This window comes from Streptomyces sp. NPDC007971, assembly GCF_042958635.1.
Lineage (GTDB): Bacteria > Actinomycetota > Actinomycetes > Streptomycetales > Streptomycetaceae > Streptomyces.
On the sequence record NZ_JBIBJK010000024.1, the window covers coordinates 1 to 25208 of the forward strand.

Genomic DNA, 25208 nt, shown 5'->3' on the forward strand with positions numbered 1-25208 from the left:
GGGGGGGGCCCGCCCCCCCCGCCCCGGGGGGGGGGGGGGGGGGGGGGCCCGGGGGGGGGGCGGGGGGGCGCCCCCCCCCCCCGGGGGGGGGGGGCGGGCCCCCCCCCCCCCCCCCCGCCGCCGCGCGCCCCTACCGCTCGGCGTCCAGCGGCTCCAGTTCCTCGTCGTCGTCCCCGTCGTACTCGAGGTCGTCCTGCTGGTCGAGGTCGTCGGATGCGTCGTCGTCGAACACCGCGCTGACGTCGAACCGGCACACCACCCGCTGCGGGTCGGCCTGCTCGAAGGGGGCCTCCAGCCACTCACCGGGCTCGGCCGGCTCGTCCGCGGCGGTGACCCAGAGCGTGGAGTCGCCCTCTTCCAGGCCGAACTCCTTGTGCCGGGAAGCGATCTCGTCCGGTTCGAACTCGCCGAACAGGATGCCCAGCGCGCCGTGGACCGTGGTGGCGGCGTCCTCGCCCGCACCGCCGCCGTCCTCGTACTCCACCGCCTCGACCCGCTGGGCCTGCGCCAGGAGCCGCTGGGGTTCCGCCACGGCGTAGTCGCGGCGGATCAGCACGCTGACCGCATTGGGTTCCTCGGGGCCCGCGTACGGCGGAAGCGAGTCGTCCGCACCGGGAATCTCGAAGGGTGTGACCTCGTCGTAGCGGTCGTAGAGCAACTCGTCGTACGCCTCGGCGGCCGCGGCCAGCTGGTTGAACGCCTCGTAGACGTCCGGGTCGTCCTCCCCCGACCTGCGTTCGACCGCGGCCAGATGGCGATCGAGCGCGGTCTTGATCGCCTCGGCGGCGGCGCGTACCTCGGCAGCGGTGGGCTGCACAGCATCAGACATAGTGCAGACGCTATCCGTACCGGGCACCAGCCCGCACAATAGATGCGATGCCGGAATACGAATTTGTCGACGTGTATGTACCTCGCGGGGTCTCCCGCAAGGAGGCCACACGTCTGCTGACGGACCATGCCGAGTACGGACACTGGGAGTTGGACCGACTGAGCCTGATGCGCGACGGCAGTCGCAGGGTGCGGTTGCGCCGGCGGATCATCCGCCAGGTGCGGGCCACCTGGTGAGGCGGGACGCATGAACGGAGCGGGCCCCGCCGCGGCGGCGGGGCCCGCTCCGTTTTTCACGGCCTGTCGCGTTACGCCGAGGCCCGCGCCTTGCGGTACAGCAGCGCACCCGCGAGCAGCGTGCCGGCGCCTGCGGGCAGCGTGAGGCCCAGCGGCAGGTCACTGCCGGTGTGAGCGAGCTGGTCGTTGGTCGGCGACTGGCCGGAGCCCCCGCCCGGGTACGTGACCTGGGACCCGCCGGAGGGCGTGTGCCCCCCGCCTGCGGGCGGAGTACCCGGGTGACCAGGCGTTCCCGGCGTTCCGGGCTTGCCCGGCGTACCCGGATGCCCTGGCTGCCCCGGGTGGCCGGGATGCCCCGGGTGACCCGGCTGACCGGGGTGCCCCGGCTGGCCCGGGTGGCCGGGATGTCCGGGGTGACCCGGGTGGCCGGGATGTCCGGGGTGGCCGGGATGCCCGGGCGGGTTCTCGTGCCCGCCGCCCGGCGGCCGGCCGTGGTGTCCGCCGCCGTTGGCGCAGTCGTTGCCCTTGACGGCGTTGCCGACGCCGATCACGTTCACGCTGTTGCCGCAGACGTTGACCGGAACGTCGATCGGCGCCTGCACCGTGTTGCCGGAGCCGACACCCGGCGAACCGCTCGTACCGCCGCCCGCGTGCGAGCCGCCGGAGCCGCCGTGGCCGCCGCTGCCTCCGTGACCCCCCGAGCCGCTGCCGCCGTCGTTGGCGCATGTGTTGCCCACCGACGGGTTGAGGAGCCCGACGACGTTCACGGTGTTGCCGCAGACGTTCACCGGCACGTGCACCGGCGCCTGCACCGTGTTGCCCGACAGCACGCCGGGCGAACCGGCCGCGGAGCCGGCCGCGCCGGAGGCGGCCTGGGCGTAGCCGCTCGCGGCGGCGATCACACCGGTGGCCGCCGCCACCGTCATCAGGCCCTTGCGGGTGCCCTGTCGCATTTCTGGATTTCCCCTGCCTTCGGTTCTCTGTACGTTTCCGCGAAAAGGACTTCCGCGGAAAAAGACCGGTCGGCCTCGGAGCGCATGGCGCGCGCTCCAGGGCCGACGGTTCGAAAAGGACGCCCCCCCTCAGGGAGTCGACGTCACTTGTTGATGCAGGTGTTGCCGAAGGCAGGGTTCAGGAGCCCGATCACGCTGATCGTGTTGCCACAGACGTTCACCGGGACGTGCACGGGCACCTGGACGACGTTGCCGGAAACGACGCCCGGGGAGTGCACGGCGGCACCCTGGGCACCGGAGTCGGCGGCAGCCATGCCCGCGCCGGCGAGAACCAGACCACTGGTGGCAACCGCGGCAGCGACGATCTTCTTGATCATTATTCCTCCTTGTTGACAATGCGATCCCTGTGTTGCAGATCGCATTACCTGTAACGAGGAGGGAGTAATCGAGCTACGAGCTTATGGTCGCATTCACTCTTCTCAGTAGATCTCGTACGGGCGCCCGAATTCCTGGGCCCAGAACCTCACGACGCGTCGATGAAGCGGTCGAGGACCCGCACACCGAACTTCAGCCCGTCCACCGGCACCCGCTCGTCCACGCCGTGGAACATGCCGGCGAAGTCCAGCTCCGGCGGCAGCTTGAGCGGCACGAAGCCGAAGCCGCGGATGCCGAGGTCGTCGAAGGACTTGGCGTCGGTCCCGGCGGAGAGCGTGAAGGGGATCGCCTTGGCGGTCGGGTCCTCGGCCAGCAGCGAGGACTGCATGGCCTCGACGAGCGCCCCGTCGAAGGTGGTCTCGATCGCCTTGTCGGCGTGCACGTCCTCGCGGCGGATGTTGGGCCCGAGCAGCCGGTCGAGGTCGGCGAGGAACTCCTCCTCGTGACCCGGCAGGAACCGTCCGTCGATGTGTGCGGTGGCCTCGCCGGGGATGACGTTGACCTTGTAACCGGCGTTCAGCTGGGTGGGGTTGGCGGTGTTGGACAGGGACGCGCCGATCAGCTTCGCGATCCCGCCGAGCTTGGCCAGGGTGGCCTCCATGTCCTCCGGGTCCAGCTCGGTGCCGAGCGCGTCGCCCAGCTCGTCGAGGAAGGCCCGGGTGGTCTTGGTGACCCGCACCGGGAACTTGTGCCGCCCGACCCGGGCCACGGCCTCCGACAGCTCGGTGATGGCGTTGTCCCGGTGGATCATCGACCCGTGTCCGGCGGTGCCGGCCACGGTCAGCTTCATCCAGTGCATGCCCTTCTGGGCTGTCTCGATCAGGTACAGCCGCCGCTGCTCGTTCACCGTGAACGAGAACCCGCCCACCTCGCTGATCGCCTCGGTGACACCCTCGAACAGGTCGGGGTGGTGGTCGACCAGGTGCCGGGCTCCGTACGTGCCGCCCGCCTCCTCGTCGGCGAGGAAGGCGACGACGACGTCCCGCGGCGGGCGCCGCCCGCTGCGCAGCCGGTCCCGCACGACCGCCAGGGTCATGGCGTCCATGTCCTTCATGTCGACGGCCCCGCGGCCCCACACGCACCCGTCGGCGACCTCGCCGGAGAACGGGTGGTGGGTCCAGTCGTCCGCGTTGGCCGGTACGACGTCCAGGTGGCCGTGGATCAGCAGCGCGGGCCTGGACGGGTCCTCCCCCGCGATCCGGGCGACGGTGGACGCGCGCCCCGGGTGCGACTCGAAGATCTTCGGCTCCAGCCCGACCTCCGCGAGCTTCTCGGCGACGTACTCGGCTGCCTTGCGCTCGCCCGGGCCGGAATGGTCTCCGTAGTTGCTGGTGTCGAACCGGATCAGCTCGCGGCAGAGGTCGACGACCTCGTCCTCACCGGTGACGCCCCTGGCGGTCTCCGTCTCGCTCACGCTGCTTCCTCCCGCTGTCGCTGCTGGTGGTCCTCCTCATCCTGCCTCCGGCCCGGCCCGGACCCAAGGCCGGTCCCGGCCCGTCACACGCCGTTCACGCCGACCGGGTCATGGGGACGGGGTGTGATCGCCACCCCCGAAAGCCTGGTAATGTTTCCTTCGTCGCCGCGAGGGAAACCCCGCACGACAGACACCTTGTCCGGGTGGCGGAATGGCAGACGCGCTAGCTTGAGGTGCTAGTGCCCTTTATCGGGCGTGGGGGTTCAAGTCCCCCCTCGGACACCAGCGAAGGCCCCTGATCTTCAGGGGCCTTCTGCATGTCCTGGGACGTCCCCCTGCCCCGCACGCCGCCGAGGCCGCGCCGTCCGGACGGACCCGGGCCGGTACGAGCCCACCACCGGGAGCGGGAACCGGGCGGCGGACAGGGCCGGTTGCGCCCCCGGCGTCCGGCACGCCCCGGCCAACTCCCGCCCGCCCGACGCCCGCACGCGCCCGCCCGACGCCCGCACGCGGGTCCGGCCGGTCCTGTGGGGCGGGGTCGCCGATCCGCCGAGGGACCGCGGCCCGCCCTCGGGGAGCCCGCCCCTACGGGCGCAACGGCTCGGGCGACGGGGCGCGGGGCCGACAGCAGCAGGACGGGCGGCAGCCGGCGCCCGAGTGAATTGCCCTGAGTGTCCGTCCCCTCGCACTGCGTGTGGGGCATCTCTCGTCCGGTTGGAAAACCAGCAGGTCAGCGCCCTCGGTCCGCTGCACCGGCCGTCACCCCGGCGGCCCTCCCGAGTGGCTGGACGAAGAGGCCGCGCCTAGCGTCGTACTAAAATATCCGGCTTGTTACCGAGCTGGAGCCGGACAACCCCAGGCAGACCTGCGGGCCCGCCAGCGCCCCGGAGGCTTCCGGGATCGAGACGCGAGGACCGATGGCAGCCATAGACGAGAGCAGCGCTCTCGGCCTGCTCGACGAAGAGATCCGCACGCAGTTCGGCGACCGGGCACGCTTCTCCGCGGGACCTGCCGCTTCGCCGCGCACGCTGGTCGACGTCTTCGACGCGTCCGTGCGGTCGTATCCGGACGAGCCGGCCCTGGACGACGGCACCCGCCGCCTCACCTACCGTGCGCTGGCCGTGGAGGTGGAGCGGCTGCGGCAGCGGCTCGCCGGTCACGGGGTCGGACTCGGGGACCGGGTCGGTGTGCGGGTTCCCTCCGGGACCAATGAGCTGTACATCGCGATTCTCGCCGTGCTCGCCGCCGGTGCCGCCTATGTGCCCGTCGACGCCGAGGACCCCGACGAGCGGGCCGAGCTGGTGTTCGGCGAGGCAAAGGTGCGGGCCGTCGTCGGGGCCGGGCACACCGTCACCGTCCAGGGCACCGCCGGCTCCCCCGCCGCCCGGCCCGGTGCCGGGCACGACGCCTGGATCATCTTCACCTCCGGGTCCACCGGCAAGCCCAAGGGCGTGGCCGTCACGCACCGCAGCGCCGCCGCGTTCGTGGACGCGGAGGCGGCCCTCTTCCTCACCGAGGAGCCGATCGGGCCCGGCGACCGGGTCATGGCGGGGCTGTCCGTCGCCTTCGACGCCTCCTGCGAGGAGATGTGGCTGGCCTGGCGGTACGGCGCCTGTCTGGTGCCGGTGCCCCGGTCGCAGGTCAGAAGCGGTGCCGACCTCGGGCCCTGGCTGGTCGAGCAGGAGATCACCGTCGTGTCGACCGTGCCGACGCTGGCCGCGCTGTGGGAGCCCGAGACCCTCAACGACGTACGGCTGCTGATCTTCGGCGGCGAGGCCTGCCCGCCCGAGCTGGCGCAGCGGCTGGTCACCGAGGGGCGCGAGGTGTGGAACACCTACGGGCCGACCGAGGCCACCGTCGTGGCCTGTGCCTCGCTCCTGACGGGTGAGGAGCCGGTGCGGATCGGGCTTCCGCTGAACGGCTGGGAGCTGGCCGTCGTCGACGAGGCCGGTGAGCCCGTGCCCCTGGGCGGCAGCGGGCAGCTGGTGATCGGCGGGGTCGGGCTCGCGCGCTACCTCGACGCCGAGAAGGACGCGGAGAAGTACGCGCCGCTGCAGGCACTGGGCTGGGAGCGTGCCTATCGCAGCGGTGACCTGGTCAGGGCCGAGCCCGAAGGGCTGATCTTCCTGGGACGGGCCGACGAGCAGATCAAGCTCGGCGGCCGGCGGATCGAGCTCGGCGAGGTGGACGCCGCACTGCAGGCGCTGCCCGGTGTGGCGGGGGCCGCCGCCGCGGTGCGCACCGCCCGCAGCGGCAATCAGCTGCTCGTCGGTTACGTGGTCACCCAGGAGGGCTGGGACCACACGGCCGCCGTGCAGAAGCTGCGCGCCGAGCTGCCCGCCGCGCTCGTGCCGCTGCTCGCGCCCGTCGCCGAGCTGCCGACCCGGACGTCCGGGAAGGTGGACCGCAATGCCCTGCCCTGGCCCCTGAAGGGCGTGGAGGCCCCCAAGGCCGACCTGTACGGCACCGAGGCCTGGCTCGCCGAGCAGTGGGCGCACGTGCTGGGCATCCCGGTGACCGCCGCCACCGACGACTTCTTCGCGATCGGCGGCAGCAGTCTGGCCGCCGCCCAGCTCACCACCCGGCTGCGCACCCGCTATCCGAGCGCCGCCGTCCTCGACATCTACCAGCAGCCCACGCTGCGCAAGCTGGCCCGGCGTCTTGAGGCCTCGGCGCAGGACGACGGCTCGCGGCGGACGGTGGCCCCGGTCCCGCTGCGTGCCCAGGCCGTCCAGCTGCTGCTGCTCGTCCCGCTGGTCACGCTGCTGGGGCTGCGCTGGTCGCTGGTCCTGGCCGCGGTCGGGAACCTGCTGCCCGGGTACGCCTGGCTGCCGACCGCCCCGTCGTGGGTGCCGGCAGCCGGAGCCCTGCTGCTGTTCAGCCCGCCCGGGCGGATCGCGCTCGCGGCGGGCGGGGCGCGGCTGCTGCTGCGGCGCCTGGAGCCGGGGCGCTACCCGCGCGGCGGGAGCGTGCATCTGCGGCTGTGGACCGCGGAGCGGCTGGCCGAGTTCAGCGGGGCCACCTCGCTGACCGGTTCGTGGCTGGAGCGGTACGCCCGGGCGCTGGGCGCCAAGGTGGGGCCGGAGGTGGACCTGCACTCGCTGCCGCCGGTCACCGGCATGCTGCGGCTGGGGCGCGGGGCCGCCGTGGAGTCCGAGGTGGACCTGTCCGGATACTGGCTGGACGGTGACCGTCTGGAGGTCGGGCCGGTCAAGGTCGGTGCGCACGCCGTCGTCGGCACGCGCAGCGTGCTGTTCCCGGGCGCGCGGGTCGGCAAGCGGGCCGAGGTGGCGCCGGGTTCCGCGGTGACCGGGCAGGTGCCCACCGGTCAGCGGTGGGCGGGCGCGCCCGCGGTCAAGCTCGGCAAGGCCAAGCGCAACTGGCCCAAGGAGCGACCGCAGCGGGGCACGTACTGGCGGGTGATGTACGGCGTGGCGGGCGTCGGGCTGGGCGCCCTGCCGCTGCTGTCGGGCCTGGCCGCCCTGCTGGTCGTCCGGGCCTTCGTGGCGCCCGGAGCCCTTCTCGGCGAGGCCCTGCGCGGGGTCGCGCTCGCGCTGGTCCCCGCGACGCTGGCCTACGGGCTGGCGTACGCGCTGCTGATCCTGGTCTCCGTGCGGCTGTTCAGCGTGAAGCTGCGCGAGGGCACGCATCCGACCCACAGCCGGGTCGGCTGGCAGGCGTGGACCGTGACGCAGCTGATGGACCGGTCCCGTCAGACGCTGTTCCCGCTGTACGCCGGGCTGGTCACGCCGGTGTGGCTGCGGCTGCTGGGCATGCGGATCGGGCGGGGCGCCGAGGTGTCGACCGTCCTCGCGCTGCCGAGCCTGACCACCGTCGGCGACGGTGCCTTCCTGGCGGACGACACGCTGACGGCGCCGTACGAGCTGGGTGGCGGCTGGGTACGGATCGGGCGTGCGGAGATCGGGCGGCGGGCCTTCCTCGGGAACTCCGGGATGACCGCGCCGGGGCGGAGTGTGCCGGACGGCGGCCTGGTCGGCGTGCTGTCGGCGACGCCGAAGAAGGCGAAGAAGGGCACGTCGTATCTGGGGCTGCCGCCGGTGAAGCTGCCGCGAAGTGCCGCCGGCGGGGATCAGAGCCGTACCTACGAGCCGCCCGCCCGGCTGCTGTGGGCGCGCGCGCTGGTGGAGCTGTGCCGGATCGTGCCCGTGCTGTGTTCCGCGGCGCTGGCCGCGCTGACGGTGACGGCGCTGTGCGCGCTGGGCACGTGGGCCTGGGCCCTTTCCGGTTTGGTGCTGCTGGCCGCGGGTGCCCTGGCGGCGGTCGTCTGCGTCGTCGCGAAGTGGCTGCTCGTGGGGCGGCACCGGGCCGGGGAGCATCCGCTGTGGAGCTCCTTCGTGTGGCGCAACGAGCTGGCGGACACGTTCGTCGAGGTGCTGGCCGTGCCGTGGCTGGCCGGAGGCGTGCCCGGGACTCCGGTGATGACGGCCTGGCTGCGCGGGCTCGGCGCGCGCGTGGGCAAGGGGGTGTGGGTGGAGAGCTACTGGCTGCCGGAGACGGACCTGGTGACCCTGGAGGACGCCGCCACCGTCAACCGTGGCTGCGTGCTGCAGACTCACCTCTTCCACGACCGGATCTTGCGGACGGATACTGTGGTCCTCCGTGAGGGCGCCACCCTGGGCCCTGGCGGGATCGTGCTGCCCGGCAGCACGATCGGGGCCCGTACGACCCTGGGTCCCGCGTCGCTCGTCATGGCCGGGGAGTCCGTCCCGGACGACACCCGCTGGCTGGGCAACCCGATCGAGGCATGGCGTCGGTGAGCGCGGCTCTTTCGGGGCCGGCGAGCGGTGTACCGGAACGGAGTGGTGGCACAGCGCAGGGAGCAGACACAGCAGTGGCAGTTCAGCAGTCGGTCGGTCCGGACCCGTACTTCCCGGACAACGGTGATTCCCGCTACCGGGTGCACCGCTACGAGCTCACGCTGGACTACCGCCCGGGCCCGAACCGGCTGGCGGGCAGCGTACGGATCAACGCGATCGCCGGCCGGGCACCGCTCGCCGAATTCCAGCTCAACCTGGCCGACTTCAAGATCGGCCGGGTGCGGGTGGACGGCCGGCAGCCGCACTACACGCACCGGGGCGGACGGCTGCGCGTCCGCCCAGCCAAGCCCGTGCGGGCCGGGGCCGCCTTCACCGTCGAGGTGCACTGGTCCGGCAACCCGAGGCCGGTGCCCAGCCCCTGGGGCGAGCTCGGCTGGGAGGAGCTGGCGGACGGGGCGCTGGTGGCGAGCCAGCCGATCGGGGCGCCGTCCTGGTACCCGTGCAACGACCGGCCCGCCGACAAGGCGTCCTACCTGCTCTCGGTCACCACGCCGTCCGCCTATGCGGTGGTCTCGGGCGGGCGGCTGCTGACCCGTACGACGAAGGCCTCGACGACCACCTGGGTGTACGAGCAGTCCGCGCCCACGTCCAGTTATCTGGTCGGTCTGGCGATCGGCAAGTTCCAGACGGTGCTGCTGGGCGACCCGGGACCGGGCGGCGTGCCGCAGCACGGGCACATCCCGGCGCAGCTGCTCCCCGAGTTCTCCCGTGACTTCGCGCGGCAGCCGGCCATGATGGAGCTGTTCCAGGAGCTGTTCGGGCCGTACCCGTTCGACGAGTACGCGGTCGCGGTGACCGAGGAGGAACTCGATGTGCCGGTCGAGGCACAGGGGTTGTCGCTGTTCGGCTCCAACCACGTGGACGGCGCCCGGGGTTCGGAGCGGCTGGTGGCGCACGAGCTGGCGCACCAGTGGTTCGGCAACTGCGTGTCCATCGCCGACTGGCGGCAGATCTGGCTGAACGAGGGCTTCGCCAAGTACGCGGAGTGGCTGTGGTCCGAGCGCTCGGGCGGCCGCAGCACGCAGCAACTGGCCGCCGCGGCGCACCGGTTGCTGTCCACCCTGCCGCAGGACCTGCGGCTGGCGGATCCGGGCCGCAGGCTGATGTTCGACGACCGGCTCTACCAGCGGGGCGGTCTGGCCCTGCATGCGGTGCGCTGCGCGCTGGGCGACGACGCGTTCTTCCTGATGCTGCGCAGCTGGGTGCGGCTGCACCGCAACGGGTCGGTGACGACGGCGGCGTTCACCGAGCACGTGGCCCGGTTCGCGGACGAGCCGCTGGACGAGCTGTTCGAGGCGTGGCTGTACCGGGGGAAGCTGCCGCCGCTGCCGACGCTCGGCGCGCCCAGGGGGGTGCGGCACACGCCGTAGCCCCCTGTCCGGCCCGCCCGCCCCCTGGGCGCCCTGGCGCCCCCCGGTGAGCCGTGTCGCGCGCGCGGATGGTGCCTAGACGACCAGGGACAGCAGCAGGACCAGGCCGCCGGCGACCACCGAGATGATCGTCTCCATCACCGACCAGGTCTTGACGGTCTGTCCGACGCTCAGCCCGAAGTACTCCTTCACCAGCCAGAAGCCGGCGTCGTTGACGAAGCTGAAGAACAGCGAGCCGGCGCCGACGGCCAGGACCAGCAGGGCGGTGTGGGTGGTCGACATGTCGGCCGCGAGCGGCGCGACCAGGCCGGCCGCCGAGACCGTCGCCACCGTCGCCGAACCGGTCGCCAGCCGGATCACCACCGCGATCAGCCAGCCCAGCAGCAGTGCCGGGATCGACCAGTTCCTGGACATGTCCAGGATCATCTGACCCACGCCGCAGTCGATCAGCGTCTGCTTGAAGCCGCCGCCCGCTCCCACGATCAGCAGGATGCCGGCGATCGGCATGAGGCCCTTGTCGACGGTCTGCTGGAGCCGTTCCCTGCTGAATCCGGCGGCCCGCCCGAGCGTGAAGAACCCGACGAGAACGGCGGCGAGCAGCGCGATCAGCGGGGAGCCGACGACGTCGAAGACGCGCTGGGTCCGGTTCGCGGGGTCGTCGACGACGATGTCCACCAGGGCCTTGGCCAGCATCAGCGCCACGGGCAGCAGCACGGTGGCGAGCGTCGCGGCGAAGCCCGGACGGCGCTCCAGCTCCCCGGAGGCGCGCTGCGGCAGCATCCGGTCGGGGGCGGGCACGTCCACCCAGCGGGCCGCGACCCTGGAGAACAGCGGACCGGCGACGATCACCGTCGGTATGGCGACGAGGATGCCGAACGCCAAGGTCACGCCCAGGTTGGCGTGCAGCGCGTCGATCGCGACCAGCGGGCCGGGGTGCGGCGGGATCAGGCCGTGCATCACGGACAGGCCGGCCAGTGCCGGGATGCCGATGCGCATGAGGGAGTAGTTGCCGCGCCGGGCGACCATCAGCACGACCGGGATCAGCAGCACGATGCCGACCTCGAAGAAGAGCGGCAGGCCGATCACGGAGGCGATCAGCACCATCGCCCACGGCATCGCGCGCCCTGACGCCCTGGCGAGGATCGTGTCCACGATCTGGTCCGCGCCCCCGGAGTCGGCCAGCAGTTTGCCCAGGATCGCCCCGAGCGCGATCAGGACCCCCACGCCGGCGACCGTGCTGCCCAGGCCGGTGGTGAAGCTGGTGATCACCTTGTCGAGCGGCGCGCCGGCGACCGCCCCGAGCGCCAGCGAGCCGACGGTCAGGGCCAGGAAGGCGTGCAGCTTGAACCTGGTGATGAGGAGGACGATGACGGCGATGCCCGCCAGGACGGCGATGCCCAGCCGGGCATGACCGGCCGAGGTGATCGGCTGGACGGTGTCCGCTGCCAGCATCTCGACGCTGAGTCTGGTCACGGGGGTTCCCTTGCAGGTACGGGGATGAGCGGGTGGGGGTGCTACTGGAGGGTGTCGGGAAGCGCGTCCAGTGCCCTCACGGCACGGTCGGCGATCTCCTCGGGGCTGCCGCTGACCTCCACGGCCACTCCGGCCTCGTCGGGTTCCAGTGGCTGCAGCGTGGCGAACTGGGAGTCCAGCAGCGCGGTGGGCATGAAGTGGCCCCGGCGGTGGGACATCCGGTCCTCGATGAGCCTGCGGTCACCCGTCAGGTGCACGAAGACGATCCCGGGAGCCACGGCCCTGAGCCGGTCGCGGTACGACCGCTTCAGCGCCGAGCTGCTGACCACCCCGCCCAGCCCGGCCCGCCCCGCGGCCCAGTGACCGATGGCGTCGAGCCACGGCCACCGGTCGGTGTCCTGGAGCGGGATCCCGGCCGACATCTTGGCGATGTTGGCCTCCGGGTGGAAGTCGTCGCCCTCGGCGTAGGGGACGCCCAGCCGGGCGGCGAGCAGCGGACCGATCGTGGTCTTGCCCGTCCCGGCGACGCCCATCACCACGACGACGTGGGGGGTACGCATCAATGCCTCGCTGTGTCTTCCTCGACATCCGACGCCGACATCCGGCGTCGGCCACACTGAAACCCATTAGGTACGATGAATTCAAGAGTGTGTGACATATAAGTCTGACTTTTTGAGCCTGTGATCCAAGCCGTACGCTGAGTGCATGAGCACACCGGGCCGGGGGCTGCACGGCCGCGTACTGGACACTCTCGGCCCCGCGATCACAGCGGGCGAGTACCCGCCGGGCAGTGTCCTGCGCACGGACGAACTCGCCCAGCACTTCGAGGTGTCACGCTCCGTGATGCGCGAGGCGGTGCGGGTGCTGGAGTCCATGTACCTGGTCGAGTCCCGCCGCCGGGTGGGCGTGACGGTCCTGCCCAAGGCCGCGTGGAACGTCTACGACCCGCAGGTCATCCGCTGGCGCCTGGCGGGCGCCGACCGCCCGCACCAGCTGCGCTCGCTGACCGTGCTGCGCTCGGCGGTCGAGCCGGTGGCGGCGGGCCTGGCCGCGAAGCAGGCCACCGCCGAGCAGTGCGCCGAGCTCACCGAGTGCGCACTCGGCATGGTGGCCACCTCACGCGGCCACCGGCTGGAGGAGTACCTGGTCCACGACATCGCCTTCCACCGGGTCGTCCTCACCGCCTCGGGCAACGAGATGTTCGCCCGCCTCGGCGACGTCGTGGCCGAGGTGCTGGCGGGCCGGACCCATCACGAGGTGATGTTCGAGGACCCCGACCCGGCGGCCGTCACCCTGCACGTCAGGGTCGCCGAGGCGGTCCGGGCCGGCGACGGCACCCGCGCCGAGGAGCTGACCCGGCAGATCACCGTGGGCGCCCTCCACGAACTGGACATCCTGGCGCCGTAGCCGCACGGCTCGGGGGCCGGCCGGGGCCGCGCGGTCCGGGGAGTGAGCGGTGGGCGCCGTGGCCGCACTGCTCCGGCGGCGGCCGGCACTGCCTTCGCGGCCTGCACGGCCTGCGGCGGCTATTCGAGGAAGTCCCCGTCGACGTACACCCAGGCGCCGTCCACCCGCTCGAACCGGCTGCGCTCGTGCAGCGAGCCGCCGCGGTAGGAGGCGCGGTAGGTCACCGTGCCGGTGATGTGGAAGGCCGAACCGTCGGTGGTGCCGAGGACCTCCAGGCCCGTCCACTTCATCCCCAGGTCCAGCCGCACGGGTCGGGTCCGCGGGTGCCAGGTCCGCAGGAGGTACCCCGCGTCCCCCTTCACGAACGCGCTGTACCGCGACCGCATGAGGGCCTCGGCACTCGGCGCGGCGGCACCCGCGTGATAGCGGCCGCAGCACGCGTCGTAGGACTCGGGACGGCCGCAGGGGCAGGTGCGCGTGGTCATGTCCGACATTCTCCCTGGTCCCGGGGAGGCGCCGGCGCGCCGGTGCGGTGCACAGTGGAAGAGGTGACGCCTCGGCGCGTCCTGTGGCCTCGCAGCGCAGTGAGGAGAAGCAGTGAGGAGAAACGGACGATGACTGGACCCCTGATCAACCGTCCTCCGTCCGTGAAGGAATGGCGGCTGAACCTCTACCTGTCCGAACACGACCCGGACACCACGGCCCGGATCGTCCTGGACACCGGTGACAACGTCCTGGAGGGCCACGCGGAGGCCCGCCGGAACCCCTACGACCCCGTGGTGCCGGAGATAGGCGACGAACTCGCCGCCGGACGCGCACTGATAGCGATGGGCCGGCGGCTGCTGCGCGCGGCCGCGGGCGACATGAAGGCGGTCGGAGCGGACGAGGAGGAGAATCCCGCGCCGCTGTGGCTGCCCCGGGAATGACGGAGCGGTGCCGTGCTCTTCACCGACCGGAACGAAGCGGGACGGCGACTGGGTGCCCGCCTGGAGTACCTCCGGGGCCAGGACGTCGTGGTGCTGGGGCTGCCCCGGGGCGGGGTGCCGGTCGCCGCGGAGGTGGCCGCGGCGCTCGACGCGCCGCTGGACGTCTGCCTGGTGCGGAAGCTCGGCGTACCGGCCCAGCCGGAGCTGGGGATGGGCGCGATCGGCGAGGACGGCGTGCGGGTGATCAACCAGGAGGTGCTGCGCCTCACCGGCGCCGGACAGGCGGACCTGGACCGGGTCGAGGCGCACGAGCGCGAGGTGCTCGCCCGGCGGGCCGCCCGCTACCGGGGTGAGCACGCTCCCGTCGGCGTCGCGGGCCGGACCGCCGTGGTGGTCGACGACGGGGTGGCCACCGGCTCCACCGCACGGGCCGCCTGCCGGATCGCCCGGGCCCGGGGCGCGGCACGCATCGTCCTCGCGGTCCCCGTGGCGCCCCGGGGCGTCGCCCGGCGCGTCGGCGGGGACGCGGACGACCTGGTCTGCCTCGACACCCCGGCGGACTTCTTCGCGATCGGCCAGTTCTACGGCGACTTCACCCAGGTCGACGACGAGGAGGTGACGGCCTGTCTGCGGGAGGCGGACCGGCGCCACGAGCGCTTCGGCACCGGCTCCGAGGACCGCGAGGCGGAGGTGGCCGCCGGTGCGGTACGGCTGCGCGGACAGCTCACCCTGCCGGCGGGCGCGACCGGGGTCATCGTCTTCGCCCACGGCAGCGGCAGCAGCCGGCACAGCCCGCGCAACCGGTTCGTGGCCCAGGGACTGAACCGGGCCGGCCTCGGCACCCTGCTCTTCGACCTGCTCACCGAGGCCGAGGAGCGCGACCGGCGCAAGGTGTTCGACATCGGGCTGCTGGCGGAGCGGCTGGCCGGGGCCACCGACTGGCTGCGCGAGGAACCCGACACCGAGGGGCTCGCCATCGGCTACTTCGGCGCGAGCACCGGCGCGGCCGCCGCCCTGTGGGCCGCCGCCGAACCGTCGACGCGCCCCGCCGCGGTCGTCTCGCGCGGCGGCCGGCCCGACCTCGCCGGAGTGCGCCTGCCCGAGGTGACGGCGCCCACGCTGCTGGTCGTGGGCGGCGCCGACCCGCAGGTCCTCGCCCTCAACCGGGAGGCACAGGCACGACTGCACTGCGAGAACCGGCTCGACGTCGTCCCCGGCGCCACGCATCTGTTCGAGGAGCCCGGCACGCTGGAGCAGGTGACCGAGCTGGCCCGCGACTGGTTCACGGACCACATGGCGCCCGCACACGTGTAGGCGCGGATCATGCGCGAGGGGGCCGTCACCCTGTTCCTCGCCGGTGACGTCATGCTCGGCCGGGGCGTCGACCAGATCCTGCCGCACCCGGGTGACCCCGTCCTGCGCGAGGACTATGTGCACGACGCCCGCGACTACGTCGCCCTGGCGGAGGGGGTGAACGGACCGGTGCCGCGGCCGGCCGGCCACACGTGGCCCTGGGGCGAGGCGCTGCCGGTGCTGGAGCGGGCCGCGCCCGACGTGCGGGTGCTCAATCTGGAGACCGCCGTCACCCGGGACGGGGACTTCGCGCCGGGCAAGGGCGTCCACTACCGGATGCACCCGGACAACGTGCCCGCTCTCGCCGTGGCGCGCCCGGACGTCTGTGCCCTGGCCAACAACCACGTCCTCGACTTCGGGCCGCCCGGCCTCTCGGAGACGCTGGAGTGCCTGGCGGCGGCCGGGCTGCGCACGGCGGGGGCGGGCCGGGACGCGGCCGCGGCGTGGCGGCCGGCGACGGTTCCGCTGCGGGCGGGCGGGCGCCTGCTGGTCTTCTCCTTCGGGATGCTCTCCAGCGGCATCCCGCGCAGCTGGGCCGCCACCGCCGAGGGGTCCGGGGTGGCCCTGTTCGCCGCGCCGACCGCGCGGACGGCGGCCGACTTCACCGAGCGGCTGCGGCGGACCGGGCGGCCGGACGACATCGTGGTCGCCTCCGTGCACTGGGGCTCGAACTGGGGGTACGGAGTGTCCCGCGCCGAGGTCCGCTTCGCGCACGCGCTCATCGACGCGGGCGTGGACGTCGTCCACGGCCACTCCTCGCACCACCCGCGTCCGGTGGAGGTGTACCGGGACCGGCTCGTCCTGTACGGCTGCGGCGACCTCGTCGACGACTACGAGGGCATAGGCGGCTACGAGCACTACCGGGACGACCTCAGGCTGCTGTACCTGGCCTCGCTGGAGTCCGGCACCGGGCGGCTGACCGCCCTGAGGATGGTGCCCCTGCAGGCGCGGCGGATGCGTCTGGAGCACGCGTCGGCCCGGGACGCCGCGTGGCTGTGCGCCACTCTCGACCGGTGCAGCCGCGCCCTCGCGACCCGGGTCGAGCACGGGGACGACGGCACCCTCATGGCGCGGCCCCTGCGATGAGAGGGAGCGGGCGCGGCCCCTGCGGTGAGAGGGAGCGGGCGTGGCCCCTGCGGTGAGAGGGAGCGGGCGTGGCCCTGTGGCGGGAGGGAGCCAGGCAAAACCCCTGTGGCGGGTGGGGAGTTCAGGTCCGTCCGCTCCCGTGCAGGAAGCGGCGCAGGCGGGTCAGCGGCCAGGTGTTGATCACGTCCTCCTCGGTGAGCCAGCCGCGCTGGGCGGTGGCGACGCCGTAGCGCAGGTGGGCGAGGTGGAGGACCGAGTGGGCATCGGTGTTCACCGCGAACCTCACCCCGTGCCGCCGGGCCCGCGCGATGTCCTCGTCGCGCAGGTCCAGACGGTCGGGCTGGGCGTTGACCTCCAGCGCGGTGCCGGTGCGGGCGCACGCGGCGAACACCGCGTCCCAGTCGGCGTCGACGCCGGGCCGTCTGCCGATCAGCCGGGTGGTGGGGTGGCCGATGATGTTCACGTACGGGTTCTCGCAGGCCCTCACGAGGCGCCGGGTCATCGACCGGCGGTCCTGGTCGAAGTGCGAGTGGAGGGAGGCCACGCACAGATCGAAACCGGCCAGGAACTCCCCGGGCCAGTCCACCTCGCCGTCGGGACCGATGTTGAGTTCGGTGCCGTGCAGCAGCCGCATCCGGTGCCGGGTGCCGTCCAGTTCCCGCACCCGCTCGCGCTGGGCGAGGATCTTCTCGTCGGTCATGCGCTGCATGGACAGGTCGGGCGCGTGGTCGGTGACCGCGTAGTAGGCGTAGCCGCGTTCGGCCGCGGCCTCCACCATGGTCTCCAGCGGTGCGAGGCCGTCGGTGAGGTCCGTGTGGGTGTGCAGGTCACCGCGGATGTCCCGCTCGGTCAGCACGTCGGGCAGCTCGCCGCGCAGCGCGGCGTCGATCTCCCCGCGGTCCTCCCTGAGCGTGGGCGGGATCCAGGGCAGGCCGAGGCGGTCGTAGACCTCCTCCTCCGTGCGGGAGGCGAGCGAGGTGCCGCTGTCCGCGTCGAACAGCCCGTACTCCGAGAGCTTGAGTCCCAGGTGGACGGCGATGGTACGGGTGCGGATGTTGTGCCCCTTGGACCCGGTGAAGTACTGCAGTCCGGCGCCCCAGGACGCGGGCGGCAGCACCCGCAGGTCGACCTGGACGCCCTTGCGGGTGCGGACCGACGTCTTCTTCTCGCCGTGCGCGATCACCTCCGCGGTCGCCGGCAGCGCGACGAGGGCGTCCATGAAGGGCGCCGACCGGGTCGCCGCGACGAGGATGTCGATGTCGCCGATGGTCTCCCGCATGCGCCTGAGCGATCCGGCGTAGGTGCAGCGCTTGCAGCCGGTCACCGCGGACAGCTCGGCGACGATCTCCTCGGCCGTGCCGAGGGCCAGGTGGACCGGGATCCGGCCGCCCGACTGCCGCAGCAGCTCGATCCCGTGCGCGATGTTCTCCTGCGTCTTCTCGCCGAACCCCTTCAGATCGGCCAGCGCGTCCGCCTCGATGGCCGCGGCCAGTTCGTCCACCGAGGAGATGTGCAGGTCCTCGTAGAGCCGCAGCGCCTTCTTCGGGCCGAGCGTGGGGATCGTGATCAGTTCGCGGACCCCGGCGGGGATCTTCTCCCGGCGCTCCTCGACCACCGCCATGGTGCCGGTGCGCAGGTACTCGATCACCTTCTCGGCGATCGACCTGCCCACGTTCGGGATCTCCCTGAGGCCGTCCGCGTCCAGCCGGGAGATGTCGGCCGGATGACCGCCGATGGCACGCGCGGCCTTCTCGTAGGCGCGCGCCTTGAAGGCGTCGCCTCCCGTGATCGCAACGAGGTCCGCGTACTCCCGCAGGAGCGCCTCGACCTCCTCATTGGGCCGGGCCACTCCTCAAGTCTAGGGACGCCACAACGGGTGTTCCCGTTTCGCCCACTGACTGCTCACCGACCCCGTCCGCAGTCCCCGCCGGGCCTCCGGGTCCCCCAGGGCCATGCCGATGTGGCCGGCCAGGACCACGCCGATCGTCAGGGCCAGCCAGTCGTGGACGAAGGTCGCCGAGGTGCGCCACATCAGCGGGGTGAGGTGGGTGAACCACATCATCAGGCCGGTGGCGAGCATGACCAGGGTGGCACCGGCGATCCAGGCGGCGTAGATCTTCTGGCCGGCGTTGAACTTGCCCGCCGGACGCGACGAGGGGCGCTTGTCCCGGACCAGCGCGGCACGCAGCCAGGTGCGGTCGTGCGGGCCGAAGCGGTTGAGGAAGCGCAGGTCGGTGCGGAAGGCGCGGGAGGCAAGGCCCAGCAGGACGGGGACGGGCAGGGCGAGTCCCGCGCACTCGTGGATGCGGACGACCAGCGCACGGCGGCCGACGAGCACGGCCAGCTCCGGGATGTAGAGACAGGCGGCGGTGGCCACGCACACGCCCATCAGCACGGCCGTCGTGCGGTGCACCCACCGTTCGGCGTGGCTGAAGCGGCGGATCCGGGCGTCCGGCGGTGCCGGGGTCTCAGCTCGTAGGGTCATCGGTGCGTCCGTTCGAGCGGCCGACCCAGGCGTCGACGTCGTAGCCGAGGTTCTCCCAGTAGCCGGGCCGTACGTGGTCGGTGACGGTGATGCCGGAGAGCCACTTGGCGGATTTGTAGAAGTACATGGGGGCGACGTAGAGGCGGACGGGTCCGCCGTGGTCGTGGCCGATGTTCCTGTCCTGCATGCGCAGGGCGACCAGGATGTCCGGGCGGCGGGCCTGGTCGAGGGTGAGGCTCTCGCTGTAGGTGCCGTCGAAGCAGGTGAAGCGGATGGCCTTGGCGGTCGGCCGCACGCCGGCCTCGTCCAGCAAGCGGGAGAGCCGCACACCCTCGAAGGGGGTGCCCGGGACCCGCCAGCCGGTGACGCACTGGACGTCCTTGACCAGCCGGGTCTGCGGCAGGGTGCGCAGGTCGGCGAGGGTGTAGGTGCGCGGGTGGTCGACCAGGCCGTCGATGGTCAGCCGGTAGTCCGCGGGCCCCTTGTGCGGGACGGACGCGGCGACCGAGTAGTAGCGGAAGCCGCCGCCGTTGGGCAGCAGGCCGGTCAGGCCGGTCGGGTCGTTGCCGGAAAGGCTGCCGAGGATGCCTTCCAGTCCGCGTTGCAGCACGGGTGCGCCGGCCACACCGAGGGCGCCCAGGCCGAGGGTGCCGAGGAAGACACGGCGTCCGATCGGCCTGCCCTGCGCGTCGGGCCCCTCGGATGGTTCAGTGTTCACGCATTCATTCGAGCACTTCGGGCCTCGTGGGGCCAGGGTGTACGGCCTGCGGTCAGACTTCCGTAATCACTTCTCACCCACGGCCCGGACGGGAACGGCTCGGGAGCGCGTGCGGCCCGGTCGGGAGCGGCGCGCGAACACCGGTGGGCCGGCCGGGAGCGGCTCGCGAACACCGGTGGGCCGGCCGGGAGCGGCTCGCGGGGGCCTACGGTCCGGATGGGGACGCTTCTTCGGACGTCCTGCCGAGTGCGCGGTGCCGGGCGGTGCGGAAGGACTGCCACCCGTCGCGGTGCGCATAGGACCAGGGGGCCCGGGTGGCGTGGCGGCCGATGCGCTGGAACAGGGCGGCCGCCTCGGCCGGCCGGCCTGCGCAGGACATGGCGAAGGCCAGGTGGTTGAGGTCCACGTGGCGGCGGGGGTGGTCGTCGTGCTCCCACTCCAGCCACCAGTCGAAGCACGCCCGCAGGATCCGCCGGGCGCGGGGGCCCGACCAGTGCCCGGACGCGGCCGGGTCCGCAGGGGCGAGGCCGGTGGCGGCCAGGACGCGGTAGCGCTCGGCGTACGCGACCACCGGCAGGACGGCCAGCGGTGAGTCGGCGGGGGCCTCGGCGGCGGCCCGCTCGGCGAGGTCGTACACCTCGTGGGACTCGGCCCGGCCGCCCTGGGGCCGCTCGGCGAGACGGGCGACCAGCAGATGGTGGGCGTGGTGGTGCTCGGGGTGGCGGTCGCGCAGTTCGGCGAAGGTGCGCAGCAGCTCGCTCTCCGGGCCCATGGTGCGCGCCAGCAGGAGCCGGCCGAGCAGGGGGGTGGGGTCGGCGGGGGCGAACGCGGCGGCGGCGGAGCAGGCCTCGCGGGCCCGGCCGGCCTCCTCCTTGCCGCCGAGGGCGCGGTGGACCAGGGTCAGGGCGAACAGGGTGGCTGCGTCGGCGGAGCCCGGCTCGGCGAGCTGCCACTCCCGGGCCCAGGCGGCGGCGTACGGCTGTGCGGCGAGCACGGTGACACGGTGGCCGCGGCGGTCCCAGTCGTCGCCGGTGTGCAGCAGGAGCGAGCGGGCGGCCTGCCAGCGGCCCTGGGCCAACGCGGCGCGTGCGGTGCGCAGTTCGGCGTCGTCGAGGGCGTCGTCGTGAGCGTCGTCGAGGGCACCGGCCGGGGCGGATACACCGGCCTGGGCGAGGGCACCGGGCGGAGCGACGGCGCCGGCCTGGGCGACAGTGCCGGGCGGAGCGAGGGCGCCGGCCTGGGCAAGGGCACCGGCCTGGGCAAGGGCACCGGCCTGGGCAAGGGCACCGGCTTGGGCAAGGGCATCGGATAACGCGCCGGAGTCGTCCGGGGCGGACTCGCCGGACTGGTCCGTGGGGGCGCGGCGAGTGCCGAGCAGGGGCAGGGGTGGGGGCACCGCAGGACTTCCTGTTTCTCGGGCTGCCATCGACCGATCACGCACAGCAAACCCCCCGCCAAGGTTTGCGTCAAGCGGAACCGGGGTGTTGTCGGCTTCAACCTCCCTGCCGCAAGGGGCACTTGAGACACGGGTGACCTGGTTGCGGTCCCGCGGAGGCGACGCAAGGGCGGATTTCTGTGGCGTACGCCATGGCGCAGGCCGGACATGCGGCACACCATGGCCGCACGGTCATGCCGCCCACGGTCGCCCTTGCGACCGGCCGCGCGGCGTGACCGGCCAACCTGCCCGGTTCCGGGCACTGTCCGGGGCAATGCGGCCCCGGGAACGCTAGAGTCGGCCCTCACGCGTCCGTGGTCCGGCCGATGATCGAGGTACGCAGCGTGTCCGTTCCGGTTCTCCTTCTCGCCGTGAGTGCCGCCTGTTGCGTGGGCTTCGGGTTCGTGCTCCAGCAGAACGCCGCCCAGAAGGCACCGCTCGGCGACTTCCTGTCCTTCCGGCTGCTGCTGGACCTGATGCGGGTGCCGCGGTGGCTGGGCGGCATCGCCCTGATGGTGGCCGGCATGGCCCTCGGTGCGATCGCCCTCGGCAAGGGTGAGATCTCGCTGGTCGAGCCGCTGCTCGCGACGAACCTGCTGTTCGCGCTCGGCCTGTCCCGCCACCAGACCAAGCAGCCCCTGGGCCGCCAGGGCTGGACGGGCCTCGCCCTGCTCGCCGGGGGCGTGACCACATTCATCGTGGCGGGCGAACCACGCGCCGGCCACGCCGTCACCGACCCGCTGCGGCACTGGCTGATCATCGGTGCGACGCTGGGCGCGGCCATGGTCCTCACGACGTACGCAAAGCGGTCCCGGCTGAGCTGGGGCCCGGTCCTGCTGGCCACCGCCGCGGGACTCCTGTACGGCGTCCAGGACGCACTGACCCGGGTGAGCGGAACGCGCTTCGCCGCCGGCGGCCTCACGCAACTGCTGACCGGCTGGCAGCCGTACGGCGTACTGGCGCTCGGCGTCACCGGTCTCGTGCTGGTCCAGAGCGCCTTCGAGACGGCTCCCCTGCGCATGTCGCTGCCCGCGCTGACCGCGGCCCAGCCGCTCGCCGGGATCCTGTGCGGGGTGGGCTTCCTCGGCGACCGGCTGCGCACCGACACCGGCGCGCTGGCCTGGGAGGCGGCCGGGCTCGCGGCGATCGTCGCGGGGATCGTGCTGCTCGGGCTGCACCCGGCGATGCCGCGCGGCACGGGACGCGCGGAGCCCGCCCGCGACCTCCAGCCCCGCTGAACCGCCCGTCGGGCACCTGCTTGGATACGGGCATGAACCCTGCTGAGGAGATCCTCGACATCGTCGACGAGCACGACCGGGTAGTCGACCGGGTCCGGCGCGGCGAGGCGTACGCCCGGGGCCTGCGGCACCGGTGCGTCTTCATCCAGGCCCGGGACGCGGCCGGGCGTCTCTTCGTCCACCGCCGCACCGCCACCAAGCTGGTGTTCCCCTCCCTCTACGACATGTTCGTCGGCGGAGTCGTGGGGGCGGGCGAGTCCTACGACGAGGCGGCGCTGCGGGAGGCCGAGGAGGAGCTGGGGGTCACCGGCCTGCCCCGGCCGGAGTTCCTCTTCAAGTTCCTGTACGACGACGGGGCCGGGAAGAGCTGGTGGTCGGCGGTGTACGAGGTGCGCTGCGAACTTGAGGTGCACCCCCAGAAGGAGGAGGTCCAGTGGCACGACTTCCTGGCCGAGGACGAGGTCGAGCGGCGGCTCGGCGCGTGGGAGTGGGTGCCGGACGGGCTCGCTGCGTACGAGCGGCTGAGGGCGTTCCGGGCCGCCCGCTGAGGCCCCGGTAGGGTCCTCGGCGTGATCGAATTCGTACGGACCGTCCGGCTGTGGTTCGCGCCGGAGCAGGTACGGGAAGAGGGCAGCACCCCCGACTACCGGTTCTCGCTGGCGAACGAGCGCACGTTTCTGGCCTGGTTGCGGACCGCGCTCGCGCTGATCGGCGGGGGTTTCGCGGTGGACCAGTTCCTGCCGGACCTGCGCTGGGCGTGGCGGGTCGGCCTCGCGCTCGCGCTGCTCGGCGCCGGTGTGCTGTGCTCGCTGCGCGCGGTGAACCACTGGGTGCGCTGCGAGCGGGCGATGCGCCGGGGCGAGGACCTGCCGGCCTCCCGGTTCCCGGCGCTGCTGGGCCTGGTGGTCGCGGTGGTGGCCGTCGCGATGGTCGTGGTGGTGCTGGTGGGATGGGAGGGGTGAGCACGCAGGGGCGGGATCCGGGGCTGCAGCCGGAGCGGACCCGCCTGGCCTGGCGGCGTACGACGCTGTCCAGCACCGTGGCGGCCGTACTCGCCGTGCGGACCGCACTGCACGCCGGGGTCTCGGCCGCCGGGCTCGCGGTGTGCGCGCTGTGCTGTGCGCTCTGGCTGGGGTTCCTGTGGGTGGCCCACGACCGTATCCGCACCCTGGCGTCGGGCCCCCGCCCGGCCGCGCTGGCGCCCCGGCACGCGACGGCGGCGGTGCTGTGCGCGGTGGCGATGGCGGTGTGCGCAGCCGTGCTCGTGGTCTAGGGACGGCCTCATGGTCCAGGGACGGTCCAGGGACAGCCTCATGGTCCAGGGATGGCCTCATGGCCCAGGGATGATCCAGGGACGGCCTGGGGGCCGTCCGGGGCACTCGCACGCCACACGATCGTAATGCCCGGATATAAGCCTTTCGCGTGGCAGCCTTGCCGACGTCATGCCCCCGTACCACCCGAAGGTGAGCACCATGACCACCCTCCACCAGGAGCACACCGCGCACGGCACGCACCGCCACGGCCCGGACTGCGGGCACACGGCGGTGCGCCACGGCGATCACCTCGACTACCTGCACGACGGACACCTGCACCGTGAGCACGGCGACCACTGGGACGAGTGCGAGCCGACCGGTCACACCCCGCACGCGGACCACGAGCACGTGCACCACGAGGAGTGCGGGCACGCGCGCGTGCAGCACGGCGACCACGTCGACTACCTCCACGACGGACACCGGCACGCCGAGCACGAGGGCCACTGGGACGACCACTGACCGCGCCGGCCGGAAGCCGGGGCCGATGGGACGGCCACTGATCCTGTCGGCCGGAGGTCGGGGCCGACGGCTCCCCGGGACAGTGCACCGGGGAGCCGTCGGCCTATCGTGGCTCCGGTCACGTTTCCCGCCACCTTGAGCGGATCCACTGGACGGCATACCGACCGGTCGGCATCATGAGTCGCGTTGCTGTTCACCCGTTCTCAGGAGTGATGTATGAGCGCCGACCACCCGCCCGGACTCGATCTCGACCGGCTGCGCGGCCTGCTCGACCGCGAGCGGCCCGGTCTGACGGCCGGCCCCCTGACCGGGCGGCTGATCGAGGGCGGACGGTCGAACCTCACCTACGCGGTGACCGACGGCACCGCCCGGTGGGTGGTCCGGCGGCCGCCGCTCGGCCATGTGCTGGCCACCGCCCACGACATGAAGCGCGAGCACCGGGTGATCAGCGCGCTGCACCCGACCCGGGTGCCGGTCCCCCGTCCGGTCCTGCTGTGCGAGGACGAGGAGGTGCTCGGAGCGCCGTTCTACGTCATGGAGTTCGTCGAGGGCACCCCGTACCGCACGGCGGACCAGCTCGCCCCGCTGGGCCCGGAGCGCACCCGCAACGCGGTGCTGTCCCTGGTGGACACGCTGGTCGAACTGCACGCGGTGGACCCGGCCGAGGTGGGCCTCGCGGACTTCGGCCGCCCGGAGGGCTTCCTGGACCGGCAGCTGCGCCGCTGGGGCAAGCAGCTGGACGCCTCCCGCAACCGCGACCTGGCCGGCATCGACGAGCTGCACGCGGCCCTCGGGCGTGCCCTGCCCGTCTCCCCCGCGCCCGCCGTGGTGCACGGCGACTACCGTCTCGACAACGTGCTGATCGGCCCGGACGACCGGATCAACGCGATCCTGGACTGGGAGATGTCGACCCTCGGCGACCCGCTGACCGACCTGGGCCTGCTGGTGATGTACTCCCAGCCGCTCGGCATGGCCCAGTCGCCCGTGTCCACCACCGCCGAGGCTCCGGGGCACCCGTCCCCGCAGGAGCTGATCGAGCGGTACGCCGCACGCTCGGGACGCGACGTCTGCGCCATCTCCTGGTACACGGCCTTCGCCTGGTTCAAGCTCGCCGTGATCCTGGAGGGCATCCACTACCGGTACACGCTCGGCCAGACGGTCGGGCGCGGCTTCGACCGGATCGGCGACCTCGTGCCCGTCTTCATCGACCACGGACTGACCACTCTTCAGGAAGGCTGAC

Annotated in this window: 25 protein-coding genes and 1 tRNA gene; 15 read left to right on the forward strand and 11 right to left on the reverse strand. The window is 72.9% G+C overall.

Translation table 11 applies throughout. The annotated features are described in order from the left end of the window. Window positions 1-130 precede the first annotated feature (130 nt). Window positions 131-829 (reverse strand): hypothetical protein, encoded by a 699-nt coding sequence (locus tag ACFZCP_RS37420; protein WP_391438143.1) that lies wholly within the window; start codon window positions 827-829, stop codon window positions 131-133. A gap of 47 nt (window positions 830-876) precedes the next feature. On the opposite strand from ACFZCP_RS37420, the gene ACFZCP_RS37425 reads away from it, so the two are divergent. Beyond that, window positions 877-1065 (forward strand): DUF5703 family protein, encoded by a 189-nt coding sequence (locus tag ACFZCP_RS37425; RefSeq protein ID WP_046732800.1) that lies wholly within the window; start codon window positions 877-879, stop codon window positions 1063-1065. A gap of 71 nt (window positions 1066-1136) precedes the next feature. Here the strand turns inward: ACFZCP_RS37425 and ACFZCP_RS37430 are convergent, their stop codons facing one another. From ACFZCP_RS37430 to ACFZCP_RS37440, 3 genes are all read right to left on the reverse strand, one after another. Then, window positions 1137-2018, reverse strand: coding sequence for a chaplin family protein (locus ACFZCP_RS37430; protein WP_391438152.1), 882 nt, complete (start codon window positions 2016-2018; stop codon window positions 1137-1139). A gap of 143 nt (window positions 2019-2161) precedes the next feature. Next, complete coding sequence (gene chpH / locus ACFZCP_RS37435; protein WP_391438157.1) at window positions 2162-2395, reverse strand: chaplin ChpH; 234 nt, start codon at window positions 2393-2395, stop codon at window positions 2162-2164. 146 nt (window positions 2396-2541) lie between these two features. Beyond that, window positions 2542-3867 (reverse strand): M20/M25/M40 family metallo-hydrolase, encoded by a 1326-nt coding sequence (locus ACFZCP_RS37440; protein ID WP_391438162.1) that lies wholly within the window; start codon window positions 3865-3867, stop codon window positions 2542-2544. A gap of 197 nt (window positions 3868-4064) precedes the next feature. On the opposite strand from ACFZCP_RS37440, the gene ACFZCP_RS37445 reads away from it, so the two are divergent. The 3 genes from ACFZCP_RS37445 (at window position 4065) to ACFZCP_RS37455 (ending at window position 10075) form a co-directional block, all read left to right on the forward strand. Beyond that, window positions 4065-4152 (forward strand) — tRNA-Leu (locus ACFZCP_RS37445). A 632-nt stretch (window positions 4153-4784) separates the two neighbouring features. Then, on the forward strand, window positions 4785-8645 hold the full coding sequence (locus ACFZCP_RS37450) for a Pls/PosA family non-ribosomal peptide synthetase (protein ID WP_391438167.1): 3861 nt from the start codon (window positions 4785-4787) through the stop codon (window positions 8643-8645). 74 nt (window positions 8646-8719) lie between these two features. Then, on the forward strand, window positions 8720-10075 hold the full coding sequence (locus ACFZCP_RS37455) for a M1 family aminopeptidase (RefSeq protein WP_391438176.1): 1356 nt from the start codon (window positions 8720-8722) through the stop codon (window positions 10073-10075). A 75-nt stretch (window positions 10076-10150) separates the two neighbouring features. On the opposite strand, the gene ACFZCP_RS37460 is transcribed toward ACFZCP_RS37455, so the two are convergent. Beyond that, window positions 10151-11548, reverse strand: a complete 1398-nt coding sequence (locus ACFZCP_RS37460) for a gluconate:H+ symporter (protein ID WP_391438177.1) — start codon at window positions 11546-11548, stop codon at window positions 10151-10153. Between the two features lie 41 nt (window positions 11549-11589). Continuing rightward, window positions 11590-12108: a gluconokinase, GntK/IdnK-type gene (locus tag ACFZCP_RS37465; protein WP_391438178.1), complete on the reverse strand. Its 519-nt coding sequence runs from the start codon at window positions 12106-12108 to the stop codon at window positions 11590-11592. Between the two features lie 145 nt (window positions 12109-12253). On the opposite strand from ACFZCP_RS37465, the gene ACFZCP_RS37470 reads away from it, so the two are divergent. Next, entirely contained in the window at window positions 12254-12955 is a 702-nt protein-coding gene (locus ACFZCP_RS37470) for an FCD domain-containing protein (RefSeq protein ID WP_391438179.1), read from the forward strand. Window positions 12956-13074: 119 nt separating this feature from the next. Here the strand turns inward: ACFZCP_RS37470 and ACFZCP_RS37475 are convergent, their stop codons facing one another. After that, window positions 13075-13440, reverse strand: coding sequence for a YchJ family metal-binding protein (locus tag ACFZCP_RS37475; RefSeq protein WP_391438180.1), 366 nt, complete (start codon window positions 13438-13440; stop codon window positions 13075-13077). A gap of 129 nt (window positions 13441-13569) precedes the next feature. Here ACFZCP_RS37475 and ACFZCP_RS37480 point away from each other — a divergent pair, with 129 nt between their 5' ends. From ACFZCP_RS37480 to ACFZCP_RS37490, 3 genes are read left to right on the forward strand one after another with little or no spacing between them, the layout of a single operon-like run. Next, a complete protein-coding gene (locus tag ACFZCP_RS37480) occupies window positions 13570-13881 on the forward strand; it encodes a dsRBD fold-containing protein (RefSeq protein ID WP_391438181.1) in 312 nt (103 codons plus the stop codon). Between the two features lie 12 nt (window positions 13882-13893). Next, window positions 13894-15195 (forward strand): phosphoribosyltransferase family protein, encoded by a 1302-nt coding sequence (locus tag ACFZCP_RS37485; RefSeq protein ID WP_391438182.1) that lies wholly within the window; start codon window positions 13894-13896, stop codon window positions 15193-15195. A 9-nt stretch (window positions 15196-15204) separates the two neighbouring features. Next, window positions 15205-16320, forward strand: coding sequence for a CapA family protein (locus ACFZCP_RS37490; protein ID WP_391438183.1), 1116 nt, complete (start codon window positions 15205-15207; stop codon window positions 16318-16320). Window positions 16321-16441: 121 nt separating this feature from the next. Here the strand turns inward: ACFZCP_RS37490 and polX are convergent, their stop codons facing one another. The 4 genes from polX to ACFZCP_RS37510 all read right to left on the reverse strand — a co-directional run bounded on the left by polX (window position 16442) and on the right by ACFZCP_RS37510 (window position 20622). Next, entirely contained in the window at window positions 16442-18169 is a 1728-nt protein-coding gene (gene polX, locus ACFZCP_RS37495) for a DNA polymerase/3'-5' exonuclease PolX (protein WP_391438184.1), read from the reverse strand. 9 nt (window positions 18170-18178) lie between these two features. After that, window positions 18179-18805, reverse strand: coding sequence for a cytochrome b/b6 domain-containing protein (locus ACFZCP_RS37500; RefSeq protein WP_362695900.1), 627 nt, complete (start codon window positions 18803-18805; stop codon window positions 18179-18181). Further along, window positions 18789-19523: a molybdopterin-dependent oxidoreductase gene (locus ACFZCP_RS37505; RefSeq protein WP_391438185.1), complete on the reverse strand. Its 735-nt coding sequence runs from the start codon at window positions 19521-19523 to the stop codon at window positions 18789-18791. The genes ACFZCP_RS37500 and ACFZCP_RS37505 overlap by 17 nt, the downstream gene beginning before the upstream one ends. 205 nt (window positions 19524-19728) lie before the next feature. Next, window positions 19729-20622: a hypothetical protein gene (locus ACFZCP_RS37510; protein WP_391438351.1), complete on the reverse strand. Its 894-nt coding sequence runs from the start codon at window positions 20620-20622 to the stop codon at window positions 19729-19731. Between ACFZCP_RS37510 and ACFZCP_RS37515 the strand changes: the two genes are divergently transcribed. From ACFZCP_RS37515 to ACFZCP_RS37545, 7 genes are all read left to right on the forward strand, one after another. Further along, window positions 20527-20835 (forward strand): hypothetical protein, encoded by a 309-nt coding sequence (locus ACFZCP_RS37515; RefSeq protein WP_391438384.1) that lies wholly within the window; start codon window positions 20527-20529, stop codon window positions 20833-20835. The two genes, ACFZCP_RS37510 and ACFZCP_RS37515, sit on opposite strands and share 96 nt — an antisense overlap. Before the next feature lie 449 nt (window positions 20836-21284). Beyond that, window positions 21285-22196 (forward strand): DMT family transporter, encoded by a 912-nt coding sequence (locus tag ACFZCP_RS37520; protein ID WP_362695906.1) that lies wholly within the window; start codon window positions 21285-21287, stop codon window positions 22194-22196. Between the two features lie 32 nt (window positions 22197-22228). Next, complete coding sequence (locus ACFZCP_RS37525; RefSeq protein WP_391438186.1) at window positions 22229-22744, forward strand: NUDIX domain-containing protein; 516 nt, start codon at window positions 22229-22231, stop codon at window positions 22742-22744. Between the two features lie 21 nt (window positions 22745-22765). After that, window positions 22766-23158: a DUF202 domain-containing protein gene (locus tag ACFZCP_RS37530; RefSeq protein WP_391438187.1), complete on the forward strand. Its 393-nt coding sequence runs from the start codon at window positions 22766-22768 to the stop codon at window positions 23156-23158. Continuing rightward, window positions 23146-23469: a DUF202 domain-containing protein gene (locus ACFZCP_RS37535; protein ID WP_391438188.1), complete on the forward strand. Its 324-nt coding sequence runs from the start codon at window positions 23146-23148 to the stop codon at window positions 23467-23469. Before ACFZCP_RS37530 ends, ACFZCP_RS37535 begins: the two co-directional genes overlap by 13 nt. 199 nt (window positions 23470-23668) lie before the next feature. Then, entirely contained in the window at window positions 23669-23968 is a 300-nt protein-coding gene (locus ACFZCP_RS37540) for a hypothetical protein (protein WP_362695914.1), read from the forward strand. 216 nt (window positions 23969-24184) lie between these two features. Next, a complete protein-coding gene (locus tag ACFZCP_RS37545; protein ID WP_391438189.1) occupies window positions 24185-25207 on the forward strand; it encodes a phosphotransferase in 1023 nt (340 codons plus the stop codon). Window position 25208 lies beyond the last annotated feature (1 nt).